This is a genomic window from Streptomyces javensis (assembly GCF_039525925.1).
Classification (GTDB): domain Bacteria; phylum Actinomycetota; class Actinomycetes; order Streptomycetales; family Streptomycetaceae; genus Streptomyces; species Streptomyces asiaticus.
In genome coordinates this window covers 50,417-62,882 of sequence record NZ_BAAAIF010000006.1, presented here as the reverse complement: position 1 = coordinate 62,882, position 12,466 = coordinate 50,417, and the positions used below count along the sequence as shown (strand labels likewise).

Genomic DNA, 12,466 nt, shown 5'->3' with positions numbered 1-12,466 from the left:
GGGCCTAGCGGATGTTCGGGTCGAAGGTGAAGATCACCAGAGTGCCGAGCACGATGGTGAATCCCGCCGCCGTGTAGAGCAGCGCCTTCAGCCACAGGCGGGTGTTGTCCCGCTCCGCGTAGTCGTTGATGATCGTGCGCAGGCCGTTCGCGCCGTGCAGCGTGGCGAGCCAGAGCATGATCAGATCCCATGCCTGCCAGAACGGCGAGGCCCAGCGGCCGGCCACGAAGGCGAAGCCGATCTTGGTGACACCGCCGTCCAGCACCAGCTGGATCAGCAGATGGCCCAGGACCAGGACGACCAGCAGGACGCCGGACAGGCGCATGAAGAGCCAGCCGTACATCTCGAAGTTCGTCCGGGTCGCCCTGGGCGTCTTACGGGTACGGGCCCGCGGCGGCTCGATGACCGGGGCCGGGTGATCCACGTCGTACGCGCTGACCGCGTCGCTCGCGGGGGTGGTGGTCTCGGCGGACATGTGCGTCAGCTCCCGAACAGTTCGCGCAGCGTGTGCTGGAGGACCGGGTAGAAGGCGCCGGCCATCAGCACGACCCAGATACCGACGACGCCCCAGAGCATCTGACGCTGGTACCTCGCGCCCTTGGACCAGAAGTCGACGGCGATGACGCGAAGGCCGTTGAGGGCGTGAAACAGGATGGCGGCCACCAGGCCGTACTCCATCAGGTTCACGACGGGATTCTTGTACGTGGCGACCACGTCGTCGTACGCCTCGGGCGAGACGCGGACCAGCGAGGTGTCCAGCACATGTACGAACAGGAAGAAGAAGATGAGGACGCCGGTGACTCGGTGAGCCACCCAGGACCACATGCCTTCCCGGCCGCGATACAGCGTTCCAGCCGGCACGGAAAAACCCTCCGGAAGCGGGATTGGGGCCTGCCGGCTTCACGGTCGGTCGGGCCCGGCCGGGTACGGTCCACCGGCCCTGGCCATCGTACCGACGTGTTGTCGGAGGGTTCCTCCGGGGGGCTCAAGTGTGATCGATCAAGCACGGACGGGCGATCACGCGATCCGGAACCCGGGCACTTCCGGCGAACGGGACCGGTGTCCGGTCAGCCGGACCAGTCTGCCGCGGGCGATGCGCCGCAGCTCTTCGGCGGTGTTGTCGCGCTCCCGCTCCCGCTCGTTGCCCAGCCGGTCCCGGATCCCGGTCAGCAGCCGGTCCAGCCGCTCCTCGGGCCGCAGACCATCCAGACAGATGACGAAAACGTGACCGAATCGACGCTCGTACGCGTCGTGGGCGGCCTGGAGCGCGGTGTGCGCGGCCAGCGCCCCCAGGCTGTCCGCGGGCGGCAGCTCATGGCCGACGACCGACTCGTCCGCGAGCGCCTCGTCCAAATCGGCGGGGGTGAGGTCATAGCTGGCCTCGTCCCCGGCGGCCAGCAGCGCCTCCAGATCCGGGTACGGGCGGTGGGCCGCGATCAGCCGGGCCCAGCGGCGGCTGCCGCAACAGGCGAGAAGCGCGGCCTCGGCCGCGTCGGCGGGGGCGGTGTTGAGCCGGTCGAGGCGGGAGGCGGCGGCGCGGGACCTGGACCTGGACAGCGTGGACTCCTCGGACACGCATGAGGCGCGCATGGGATACGGACGCCCGGGAGAGACGGACCCGGGGGAGGCGTGGGACACATGGGCTGGGCGCGTGAGCAGTACACGCTAACGACGCGGGGAGGCGGGCGTGCCGGAGGGAACGCGATATCACCCGAACGGGGAGGTTTTACTGCATGCGGTGGACGGCATTCGGGGCGCAGGGCGTTTTTCGGCCATGCGCGGCCGAACGCCTGAAGCGGGGGCTCGAGGAGGAGGTGCACCGCCATGGGATTGCCGCTCAGAGCCACCAGGGCGTTCCGCGTCCGCGGTCTCGTCGCGGGGGTCGTCGGCACCCTCGTCCTGACCGCCCTCGGCTGTCAGCAGACGGACGGCGGGCAGCACCCGCCGGGCACCCGCTCGTCCGCGCGGCCCTCGGCGCACGCCACGACCGCCACCTCGGCGCGGTCCCCCTCGGCCGTCCCGCCGCACCGCACGGCCGCCGCCGCGCCGCCCCGCACCATCCCCTCCGTCCGCGACTTCACCCCGGCCTCCGGCCCCGGCTGGCGGCCCGGCGACGACAGCCGGGTGGTGGCCGACCTCAAGGGCCCGCTCGCCGACGAGGCCCGCGTCATCGCCGCGGAGCTGGGGCTGCGCACCACCTCCGGCCCCGCCCGCCGCGGTGACCTCTCCCTGGCCCTCGCCCCGAAGGAGAGCGGCGGCGGCGAGGCGTACACCCTGAAGGTCACGGGCGGCCGCGCCCGGATCACCGGCCCCGCCGAGGCGGGCGTCTTCTACGGCACCCGCACCGTGAAGCAGGCCCTGCGCTCCGGCGGCCGGCTCCCCGAGGGCGTGATCCACGACCGGCCCGGCCGCGCCCAGCGCGGCCTCAACCTGGACATCGCGCGCAAGTTCTACTCGGTCGGGTGGATCGAGACCCGGATGCGCGAGATGGCCGATCTCAAGCTCAACCAGCTGGCCCTGCACTTCTCGGACGATCAGGGCTTCCGCATCCAGAGCACCAGCCACCCCGAGATCGTCTCGTCCCAGCACCTCACCAAGGACCAGGTCCGGCAGATCGTCGCGCTCGGGCAGCGGCTGCACATCACCGTCATCCCCGAGATCGACTCGCCGGGCCACCTCGGCGCCGTCATCCGGGCTCATCCTCAGCTCCAGCTGCGCAACGCGAGCGGCACCACCTTCCAGGGCTCGGTGGACATCTCCAAACCGGCCGCGGCCCGCATCGTCGACGACCTGATGCGCGAGTACGCCCCGCTCTTCCCCGGCCGCTGGTGGCACCTGGGCGCCGATGAGTACCTCGCGCTGACCGTCAAGGACCCCCAGGCGTCGTTTCCCCAGTTGGTGGCCGCCGCCAAGCGGAAGTACGGCCCCAGCGCCCGGGTGCAGGATCTGGTCACCGGCTGGCTGAACGACCGGGCCCGGCTCGCGCGGCAGCTCGGCAAGCAGCCGAAGGCGTGGAACGACGGCTTCTTCGCGGGCGGTGTCGTCAAGCCCGCCAAGGACATCGAGGTCGAGTACTGGACGGGACGGCTGAAGGAGACGGCACGGCAGCCGGAGGAGTATCTGAAGGAGGGCCGCAAGGTGGTCAACCTGAACGACTCCTTCCTCTATTACGTGCTCGGCCAGCCCGGCGGCTTCACCTATCCGACCGGGGAACGCATTTACGAGGACTGGTCCCCGGCGGTACTGCGCGGCTCCACGCCCATCGCCGACAAGAACCTGACCGGACCCGACCGGATCCTCGGCGCCCGCTTCGCGGTCTGGGGCGACCGGCCCGACGCCCAGACCCCGGCCCAGGTGGCCCAGGGCATCCGGCTGCCGCTCGCGGCGCTGGCGCAGCGGCTGTGGGACCCCGGGAAGCCGCCGCTGAGCTGGTCCGACTTCACCCGGCTCGCGGCGCGGCTGGGGGTCTGAGCAGGGACATCCCTCGGCCTCGGAGAGCGCTCCGGGAGGGAGACGGGAGGGAGGCGGGAGGGAGAAAAGAAGGACGGTCGGGGCCGCCACCCCCCACAGGAGAGGCCCCGACCGTCGATCAGGAGAGCCTGGATCAGGCTCGTACCCCTTACAGCGTCGCACGCCTCGATTGCGTCACACCTCCCCTTGCGCGAAACCGGGGAGTTCACCCCGCTGTCCGGGGCCCGTTTCGCTCTGGACGGGACCGGTCGGATGCCCGTAACGTGCAGGTCCGCGCTCTGGGCGCGGTCAGAGGCTCATTTTCTCGCGTGGCCCGGAGCGGTCACGTTCCCAGGGGGACTCAAAAGACCATGTATCCGTGTGGGAACTGCCGCGCTGTCGCCGTCGGCCCCGACGGGCGCTGTGCCGCATGCGGGACCTACCAGCAGCAGCTCCAGCAGCCGACCGGCCCCCCGCAGCAGCCGTCCGTCCCACCGCAGGGCCCGCCGATGCCCGGTGGCTACGGCTACCCGGCCGCCGCTCCGCCGATGGGCATGCCGACCGGCGGGGTCGATCTGCGGCGCGGGCTCTCCACCACGCTCGTGGCGCTGTTCGGGCTGGCGCTGCCCGCGCTCATCTTCCTCCTGGTGGCGCGATCCGGCCAGTACAGCGTGATCGGGGACATGCTGGACGCGGTCGAGGGCAAGTCGGTCTCCATCACCGAGGACGACCTCAACGACGCCGACGACATGTTCACCACGGCCCAGGTCATCTACTCGCTGCTCACCGTCGCGATCGCCGTGGTCTGGGCGATCTGGTTCCGGCGGCTGCGGCTGAACGCCGAGGTCTTCGCGCCCGGCCAGCACCGCTTCAGCAGCGGCTGGGCGGCCGGCTCATGGTTCACCCCGGTGGTCAACCTCTGGTTCCCCAAGCAGATCGCCAACGACATCTGGCGCGCCAGCTCCCCGCAGGGGCCGCACGCCGTCAGCCGCGGTCTGCTGAACGGCTGGTGGGTCACCTGGATCGTGGCGCTGGTGACCAACGCCGTCGGCGGGATCCGGTACAACCTGCTGCGGGGCAAGGTGGAGGGCGACGACTACAACCCTTCTCCCTCGGAGGCGAAGAGCGACATCGAGAGCCTGCACTCCATCCTGGCCTTCGACATGTTCGCCATCGTGATCTTCATGGCCGCGGCGGTCCTGGCGCTGCTGCTGGTCCGGCAGATCACCGCGATGCAGGAGCAGCGGGCCTCGCTGCCCCCGCAGATGGCCGGTCCGGCCCCGTACGGAATGCCGTCGCCGAACCCGTACGGCTCCCCGGCCCCCGGCTCCGCGCCGTATGGTGCCCCTCAGATGCCGCCGACCCCGCCGCCCGGCCAGCCCGGTCAGCAGTACCCGCCCTACGGGCAGGGCTAGCCCGCGGGTTACGCCGGAATCGACTGGACCACGGATTCTCCGAGTGGGGCAGGAAGAGAGCGTGCAGGGGGACGACGCGGAACTGACCGCCGCGGTGCTCGCGGCGCAGGAAGGGGACGAGACCGCCTTCCGGACCGTCTACCGGTCCGTGCACCCTCGCCTCCTCGGCTACGTACGCACGCTTGTCGGCGATGGCGACGCGGAGGACATCACCTCGGAGGCATGGCTGCAAATAGCCCGTGATCTGCAACGATTCACCGGAGACGCGGACCGTTTCCGGGGCTGGGCGGCCCGGATAGCCCGCAATCGCGCGCTGGACCACATACGGATGCGCGGCCGCCGCCCGGCCATCGGCGGCGATGAGTCGGAGCTGGAGTTCCGCCCCTCCGACGCGGACACGGCCGGTGAGGCGATGGAGGCCATCGGCACCGGCAAGGCGCTCGGGCTGATCTCCCAGCTGCCGCAGGACCAGGCCGAGGCGGTGGTGCTCCGGGTGGTACTCGGCCTCGACGCCAAGAGCGCGGCCTCGGTGCTGGGCAAGCGGCCCGGGGCGGTGCGCACCGCGGCCCACCGGGGTCTGCGGCGGCTCGCCGATCTGATCGGCCCGGCAACCGGGGGCGATTCGGTGCTCGACGGGGTCCCGGGGCAACGCGAGTCACACGGCGGCGGCGCAACCAAGCCGGGTGTGGCGAAGTCTGCTGGTGTGACGGATTCACGCGCGCCAACGCAGAAGGACATGTGATGGCCGAAGACCACCGCTACAGCTGGCTGGATGACAAGGCCGCGGAGCGGTTGCTTCGCGGCGAACCGGTCGAGGGGCAGCCCGGAGCTCCTGACGGCCGGAGCGACCAGTCATATGCCGATGCGGAACGGTTGGCGGCCGTGCTCAGCGCCGCCGCCGGCGCGGGCCGTACGGCGGCCCCCTCCGACGCGTCCGCGCTGCCCGGTGAGGAGGCGGCCGTGGCCGCCTTCCGGGCGGCCCGGGTCGAGGTGGACGCCGAGGCCGGGGCGGGGTCCGTGGCCGGGGCGGGGTCCGTGGCCGAGGTGGCCGAAATGGACATGGCCCGGCGGCCGCTCCGGATCCGCCGGTTCAGAGAGAGACAGCCGCGGCTGCGGCGCCCGCTGCGCGCGGGCATGGTCGCGGTCGTGGCCGGATGCGCGCTCAGCGGATTCGCGGTGGCGGCAGCCGCGGGGGTACTGCCGACACCGTTCGGGCAGAGCGACCACACTCCGGGCCCCTCGGTGAGCATGTCGGACGGCGGTCCCGGCGGGGACTCCGCCCATCCGGAGATCTCCGAGGACGGCGGTACGACGACGCCTGGTCCCAGTGGTTCGGGCGACAACGATGCCAGCGATGTGGGCTCGAACGGCGCCCAGGGCGGAACGGCCCCCGCCGACCCGGAGGACGGCGGCAAGGGCAAGAACGGCAAGTCGAAGGGCTCCTCGAAGGGGGAGCCCGGCGTGCCGAAGTGGGCCCTGCGCGTCTGCCCGCGCTATCTGGACTCGGAGACGGGTGTGGGGGCGGACCTCGACAAGAAGTCGCTGAAGAAGCTGACGAAGGCGGCGGGCGGCGCGTCCGCCATCCACGGCTACTGCACGCAGATCCTGGCCGACGACGGTACGGGCGGCAGCCCGCGCAGCGACGAGAGCACGGGCAGCGGCGGCGACGGCGGCGGCACGGACAGCGGCAACGGCAACGGCGGGAGCTCCGACGGCTCCGGGTCCGGCTCGGGCTCGGGCTCCGGTGACAGTGCCGGTTCGGACAGCGGTGGCGATTCCGGTGGCGATCCGGGAAAAGGTGGCGGGGACGGCGACACAGCCCCGCCGCCCCCTCCGCCGGACACCACCGACACGCCGACCGGCGCCACCACCCCCACGACCGCCACTGACCCCCTGAAGTCCACGGAGTCGCCCGCTTCGGACGACCCCACGACCACCGCGGAAACGGGCGCCGACTGAGACTCCGGCACCCAGGTGTGACGTTTTTTTCAGCGGTGACGCTGAAAGAAACGGGCCGACTGGTCATCGGCCGCGCGGGAGCCGAGGTTCCCCCCGTACCGACGGCTCCGCGCATTCGGCGCGGGCAGAGCACGTTCCCCCGGCTCTGCCCGCGCCGCCCCAAGGTCACTTGTAGACAACGACCTTGTCGCCCGCCTTCACTCGCTCAAAGAGCGCGGCGATCTTCTTCTTGTCCCGGACGTTCACACAGCCGTGTGAGGCCCCGCTGTAGCCGCGGGCGGCGAAGTCCGAGGAGTAGTGCACCGCCTGGCCGCCGCTGAAGAACATCGCGTAGGGCATCGGCGTGTGATAGATCGTCGAGACGTGGTCCCGGCTCTTGAAGTTGACCTGGAACAGCCCCTCCCGGGTCGGGGTGTACTCCGAGCCGAAGCGCACGTCCATCGCCGACACCACCCGGCCGCCCACCATCCAGGCAAGGGTGCGGCTGGTCTTGCTGATGCACAGCACCCGGCCGGTCAGGCACCGCGGATCGGGCTTGGCCAGCGGAAGGGTGGTGGGCGGGTAGAGCTCGTCGCGCGTGGGCGGCTTGGTCGCCGAGCGCAGTGAGGTCCAGGTGCGCCGGCTCACCGAGCCGGTGACCGCCAGGCCGTGGCCCCGCTGGTACGCGCTGACCGACGCCTGCGTGATCGTGCCGAAGTACCCGGTCGGGTTCCGGTGGAAGAGGCCCAGCGCGCGCAGCCGGGCCTGGAGCTCGCGCACCCGGTCCCCACTGGTGCCGAAGGGGATCACCGGCGGGGCCACCCTCGGCGCGGTGCGCCGCGGCACCGGAGCGGCCGTGGTGCGCGGCGGGCGCACCGCCACCCGCTTGGGCTTGGCCTTGTGGGTGTACGTGCGCTGCGGCCGGGGCGGCGTCTCGCGCGCGGGCGCGCTCGTACTGGCCCGGGCCTGGGGCCGTTCCTGCCCCCGGCCGTTCACGGTCGCCTCACCCGGCCGGCACCCGGCGACCAGTGCCGCCGCCGTGGCCGTGGCCAGCGCGGTGCCGACCACCGCTGTCCGGTGCATCCGAACCCCTCCCCTGATCTTTTTGCTCTGAATGCTTCCCGGGGCTGCCGTGGGGCGAACATCGACGCATGCTGTGGACAGGGCCCCGTACCGGGAGAACGCCCGGTATCAGCCATCGGGAGGCGTGAGCCATGGCGCGCGAGTCGGAGTCGGGATTCCCCGTCGAGCCGGTGTACGGGCCCGGCGCGCTCAGTGGCTGGGACCCGGCCGGGCGGCTGGGCGAGCCGGGGGAGTACCCCTTCACCCGCGGGGTCTATCCGACGATGTACACCGGCCGCCCCTGGACGATGCGGCAGTACGCGGGGTTCGGCACCGCCGCCGAGTCCAACGCCCGCTACCGGCAGTTGATCGAGCACGGCACCACCGGGCTCTCGGTGGCCTTCGACCTGCCGACCCAGATGGGCTACGACTCCGACGCGCCCCTCGCGCACGGCGAGGTGGGCAGGGTGGGCGTGGCCATCGACTCGGTCGAGGACATGCGGGTGCTGCTGGGCGGCATTCCGCTGGACCGGGTCTCGACCTCCATGACCATCAACGCGCCGGCGGCCCTGCTGCTGCTCCTCTACCAACTCGTGGCCGAGGAGCAGGGCGTGTCCGGGGCCCGGCTGACCGGCACCATCCAGAACGACATCCTCAAGGAGTACATCGCCCGCGGCACCTACATCTTTCCGCCCGTCCCCTCGCTGCGGCTGGTCGCGGACATCTTCAAGTACTGCAAGGCCGAGCTGCCCAAGTGGAACACCATCTCGATCTCCGGCTACCACATGGCGGAGGCCGGGGCCTCGCCCGCGCAGGAGATCGCCTTCACCCTCGCCGACGGCATCGAGTACGTCCGTACGGCCGTCGCGGCGGGGATGGACATCGACGACTTCGCGCCCCGGCTCTCCTTCTTCTTCGTCTCCCGCACCACGCTGCTGGAGGAGGTCGCCAAGTTCCGGGCCGCGCGGCGGATCTGGGCGCGGGTGATGCGGGAGGAGTTCGGCGCCCGCGATCCGAAGTCCCAGATGCTGCGCTTCCACACCCAGACCGCGGGGGTCCAGCTCACCGCCCAGCAGCCCGAGGTGAACCTCGTACGGGTGGCCGTCCAGGGCCTGGCCGCCGTCTTCGGCGGCACCCAGTCGCTGCACACCAACGCCTTCGACGAGGCCATCGCCCTCCCGACCGACACCTCGGCCCGGCTGGCCCTGCGCACCCAGCAGGTGCTGGCGCACGAGACCGATGTGACGGCCACGGTGGACCCCTTCGCGGGCTCCTACGCCGTGGAGTCGCTGACCGACGCGGTCGAGGAGGCGGCCGTCGATCTGATGCGTCGGGTCGAGGACCTGGGCGGTGCGGTGGCCGCCATCGAGCGGAACTTCCAGAAGGAGGAGATCGAGCGGAACGCCTACCGGATCGCCCGGGAGACGGACGCGGGTGAACGGGTGGTGGTGGGCCTCAACCGCTTCCAGCTGGCGGAGGAGGCGCCGTACGAACCACTGCGGGTGGACCCCGAGATCGAGGCCCGGCAGCGCGACCGGCTCGCCCGGCTGCGCGCGGAACGCGACCGGTCGGCGGTGAGCGCGGCACTGTCCTCCCTGCGGAAGGCCGCGGAGAGCGAGCCGGGTACGGCCAATGTGCTGTACCCGATGAAGGACGCGCTGGCGGCGCGGGCCACGGTTGGCGAGGTCTGTGACGCGCTGCGGGAGGTGTGGGGGGCGTACAAGCCGGTGGACGCGTTCTGAGGACGGAGACGGTGGGCGTCGGCCCGGGTTGTCAGGGGGAGGGGTGACACTGGACCCATGTCGTCGTCACCCCGCCGCACCTGCCCGGTCTGCACCCGAGAGATCGCGGTCGTCGGCGGGCGCTTCGCCCGCCATGACCCGCCGGGGCGGCGCTCCGCGTACGAGCTGATCTCCTGCCCCGGCTCGCGGCGGCTCGCGCCGCTGCTCACCACTCCGCCGAACCTCTTCGGCGAGGAGGACCCCCCGACAACGGGCCAACAGGCCCTGTTCTAGCCCGCGCCCACCAGCCGCGAGGCGATCCTCACCCCCGGACTCGCCTCCGTCAGCGCCCGCATCAGCTCATCGCCGGCCGCCTTCAGGGCCGTGTCGTCCATCGGCCCCAGCGCGTCCAGGACGAACATCGCCCGGGTGGTGTCATGCGTGAGGCGGGTGCGGGTGCACTGGCGCCAGTTCCAGCGGCGGCAGGTCGCGCCCGCGTCGTCCCGCCACACCACCTCGCCGGGCGCCGGGTGCTCGATCACGGGCTCGCCCCCGGCCGTCGTCTCGAAGGTCTCGTCGCCCTCGGCGCGCACCAGACGGGCCGCGCCCACGTAGTGGTCGAGGTCCTCACCGCCGAGCGGGATCACATGGCCGACCGAGATCGCGTTGTAGATGTCGGTCAGCCGGTCCACCCGGGGCAGCCCGGCGGGCAACCGCCGCAGCAGGGCCTCCGCGCTGGGCCGGGTGCGCTGCGGCTTCGCGCCGAACGCGCGGAACGCCTCGCGCCAGGCGGCCAGGTGCGGATGCTCCTCCACCGGCCCGTCCCCGAACCGCTCCCGCGCCGCCGACTCGGCGTCGGCCAGGAGCCGTTCGCTGAGCTCGTCGCTGGGCCCGGGGCGCAGTCCCTCGGCGGTGATGAGCAGCGCCCGGTAGTCGGGGCGGAGGGCGAGTACGGCGGGGTCGATGGTGGCGGATTCCAGCCAGGCTGCGGCGTCGAACGTCATGCGGTCCACTATGGCATACGGCGCGGTGCAGTGTGCTGGACCGTGACGTATGACCTCAGAGCAGGCCCAGTTGGGTGGTGAGCAGTGCGAGGACGACGACCAGCGACCAGCCGAGCAGCTGCTCCAGCAGGTGGTCCTCGCCGCCGGAGGGGCCTCCGGTGCGGGTATGGAGGCCGGTGCGGCGCGCCGCGATGTCGGTCATGCGGGTGTCCTCTGTGCTCAGCGATGATCGTGATGAAAGTGATGGACGTGATGGACATGATGAAAAGGGTCATCACCGTTGCCCAGGGTGCGTCGAGCGGCCACCTGGGGTAAAGGGGGAGTGGCCGAACTCACCCGAGGAGGTCCACGGTGACCAGCGTCATTCCCAAGGGTCTGGGCGAGCAGATCCGCGCCCTGGCCGGGGGCGAGGTGACCTCCCGTGCGCTGGTGGAGCAGTCGCTCCAGCGCATCGCCGAGACCCAGCCCACGCTCAACGCGTTCCGCCGCGTCCGCGCCGAGGCCGCCCTGCGCGAGGCCGCCGAGGCGGACCGGCGGCTGGCGGCGGGGGAGCGGCTGCCGCTGCTCGGCGTTCCGCTCGCGGTCAAGGACGACACGGACGTGGCGGGCGAGCCCACCGCCTTCGGCTGCTGCGGCGACTTCCCCGCCAAGGCCGCGGACGGCGAGGCGGTACGGCGGCTGAGGGCGGCCGGGGCCGTGATCGTCGGCAAGACCAACACCCCCGAGCTGGGCCAGTGGCCGTTCACCGAGGGCCCCGCCTTCGGCGACACCCGCAACCCCTGGAGCCCGGAGCACACCCCCGGCGGCTCCTCCGGCGGCGGCGCGGCCTCCGTCGCCGCCGGTCTGGTGCCCGCCGCGCTCGGCTCGGACGGCGCCGGCTCGCTCCGCATCCCCGCCGCCTGGACGCACCTCATCGGCATCAAGCCCCAGCGCGGCCGGATCTCCACCTGGCCGGACGCCGAAGCCTTCAACGGCATCACCTGCAACGGCCCGCTGGCCCGTACGGTCGCCGACGCCGCCCTGCTGCTGCATGTCGCGACCGGCAACTGCGAGGGCGATCTGCACTGCCCCGAGCCGGTGGATGTGCTGTCCGCGGTGGGCCGCGACCCGGGGCGGCTGCGGATCGCCCTGTCGTTCAAGACGGCCTTCACCGGCACCCCGAAGCGGCTGGACCCGGTGGTGCGGGCCGCCGTCGTCCGGCTCGCCGAGCGGCTGGCGGCCCTCGGCCACGAGGTGGTGGAGGCCGAGCCGCGCTACGGGCTCGTGGGCTTCTCCTTCCTGCCGCGCGCCACCGCCGGGCTCACCGAATGGTCCGGCCGGGTCCCCGATCCGCTGCTGCTGGACATCCGCACCCGCGGCGCCGTCCGCAACGGCCGCCTGCTGGGCGGCGCCGCGCTGCGGTGGGCGCGGTCGTACGAGGAGCCGCTGCGGCGCCAGGTCGGGGCGATCTTCGACCGCTTCGACGTCGTCCTCTCCCCGACGACGGCCACGCCCCCGCTGCGGATCGGCGCCATGGCCGGTCTGTCCGGGTGGCGTACGGATCGGGCCATGATCGCGGCGTGCCCGTACGCCTGGCCGTGGAACGTGCTGGGCTGGCCCGCGATGAACGTGCCCGCCGGGTTCGCCGACCCCGAGGCCCGCACGCAGCCGCTCGGCGCCCAGTTCCTCGGCCCGGCCAACAGCGAGCCCGTACTCATCTCGCTGGCGGCCCAGCTGGAGGCCGACCAGCGGTGGTACGAGCAGTGGCCCCAGGTGTCCCGCCCCGGCCGAGGGTGAGCCTTCTCTCACACCTTTCGGCCAGCCGCTCGTAAGAGGAAAAGACCAGTTCAGAGGTGCTGCGCGGGATAAGAGGGGCGTCATTTCGCGAGGTCACACG

13 protein-coding genes are annotated in these 12,466 nt (G+C 72.1%); 7 read left to right on the top strand and 6 right to left on the bottom strand.

Annotated features, from left to right (window positions below; translation table 11 throughout):
* Nucleotides 1-4: 4 nt before the first annotated feature.
* The 3 genes from ABD329_RS08335 to ABD329_RS08325 form a co-directional block, all read right to left on the bottom strand.
* The gene (locus ABD329_RS08335) at nucleotides 5-475 is read right to left on the bottom strand and encodes a succinate dehydrogenase hydrophobic membrane anchor subunit (RefSeq protein WP_037953443.1); all 471 of its coding nucleotides are present in this window, start codon (nucleotides 473-475) and stop codon (nucleotides 5-7) included.
* A gap of 5 nt (nucleotides 476-480) precedes the next feature.
* Entirely contained in the window at nucleotides 481-861 is a 381-nt protein-coding gene (gene sdhC, locus ABD329_RS08330; RefSeq protein ID WP_037953444.1) for a succinate dehydrogenase, cytochrome b556 subunit, read from the bottom strand.
* A gap of 156 nt (nucleotides 862-1,017) precedes the next feature.
* Nucleotides 1,018-1,575, bottom strand: a complete 558-nt coding sequence (locus ABD329_RS08325; protein WP_198279332.1) for a 2-oxo-4-hydroxy-4-carboxy-5-ureidoimidazoline decarboxylase — start codon at nucleotides 1,573-1,575, stop codon at nucleotides 1,018-1,020.
* A gap of 249 nt (nucleotides 1,576-1,824) precedes the next feature.
* On the opposite strand from ABD329_RS08325, the gene ABD329_RS08320 reads away from it, so the two are divergent.
* The 4 genes from ABD329_RS08320 (at nucleotide 1,825) to ABD329_RS08305 (ending at nucleotide 6,824) form a co-directional block, all read left to right on the top strand.
* The gene (locus ABD329_RS08320; RefSeq protein WP_198279333.1) at nucleotides 1,825-3,471 is read left to right on the top strand and encodes a beta-N-acetylhexosaminidase; all 1,647 of its coding nucleotides are present in this window, start codon (nucleotides 1,825-1,827) and stop codon (nucleotides 3,469-3,471) included.
* 350 nt (nucleotides 3,472-3,821) lie between these two features.
* Nucleotides 3,822-4,865 (top strand): DUF4328 domain-containing protein, encoded by a 1,044-nt coding sequence (locus tag ABD329_RS08315; protein WP_198279334.1) that lies wholly within the window; start codon nucleotides 3,822-3,824, stop codon nucleotides 4,863-4,865.
* A gap of 61 nt (nucleotides 4,866-4,926) precedes the next feature.
* Nucleotides 4,927-5,607, top strand: coding sequence for an RNA polymerase sigma factor (locus ABD329_RS08310; protein WP_198279335.1), 681 nt, complete (start codon nucleotides 4,927-4,929; stop codon nucleotides 5,605-5,607).
* A complete protein-coding gene (locus ABD329_RS08305) occupies nucleotides 5,607-6,824 on the top strand; it encodes a hypothetical protein (RefSeq protein ID WP_344316153.1) in 1,218 nt (405 codons plus the stop codon). The genes ABD329_RS08310 and ABD329_RS08305 overlap by 1 nt, the downstream gene beginning before the upstream one ends.
* Before the next feature lie 165 nt (nucleotides 6,825-6,989).
* Here the strand turns inward: ABD329_RS08305 and ABD329_RS08300 are convergent, their stop codons facing one another.
* Nucleotides 6,990-7,886 (bottom strand): L,D-transpeptidase family protein, encoded by an 897-nt coding sequence (locus ABD329_RS08300; protein ID WP_214665432.1) that lies wholly within the window; start codon nucleotides 7,884-7,886, stop codon nucleotides 6,990-6,992.
* Between the two features lie 131 nt (nucleotides 7,887-8,017).
* Here ABD329_RS08300 and ABD329_RS08295 point away from each other — a divergent pair, with 131 nt between their 5' ends.
* Together ABD329_RS08295 and ABD329_RS08290 are read left to right on the top strand one after the other, a co-directional pair.
* A complete protein-coding gene (locus ABD329_RS08295) occupies nucleotides 8,018-9,607 on the top strand; it encodes an acyl-CoA mutase large subunit family protein (RefSeq protein WP_198280285.1) in 1,590 nt (529 codons plus the stop codon).
* Nucleotides 9,608-9,664: 57 nt separating this feature from the next.
* A complete protein-coding gene (locus ABD329_RS08290) occupies nucleotides 9,665-9,880 on the top strand; it encodes a hypothetical protein (protein WP_198280286.1) in 216 nt (71 codons plus the stop codon).
* On the opposite strand, the gene ABD329_RS08285 is transcribed toward ABD329_RS08290, so the two are convergent.
* The gene (locus ABD329_RS08285; RefSeq protein ID WP_198280287.1) at nucleotides 9,877-10,590 is read right to left on the bottom strand and encodes a B3/B4 domain-containing protein; all 714 of its coding nucleotides are present in this window, start codon (nucleotides 10,588-10,590) and stop codon (nucleotides 9,877-9,879) included. The genes ABD329_RS08290 and ABD329_RS08285 overlap by 4 nt on opposite strands.
* A 55-nt stretch (nucleotides 10,591-10,645) precedes the next feature.
* Entirely contained in the window at nucleotides 10,646-10,792 is a 147-nt protein-coding gene (locus ABD329_RS08280) for an SCO1431 family membrane protein (RefSeq protein ID WP_198280288.1), read from the bottom strand.
* A 149-nt stretch (nucleotides 10,793-10,941) separates the two neighbouring features.
* Between ABD329_RS08280 and ABD329_RS08275 the strand changes: the two genes are divergently transcribed.
* A complete protein-coding gene (locus tag ABD329_RS08275; protein WP_344316151.1) occupies nucleotides 10,942-12,366 on the top strand; it encodes an amidase in 1,425 nt (474 codons plus the stop codon).
* The last annotated feature ends 100 nt before the right edge of the window (nucleotides 12,367-12,466 follow it).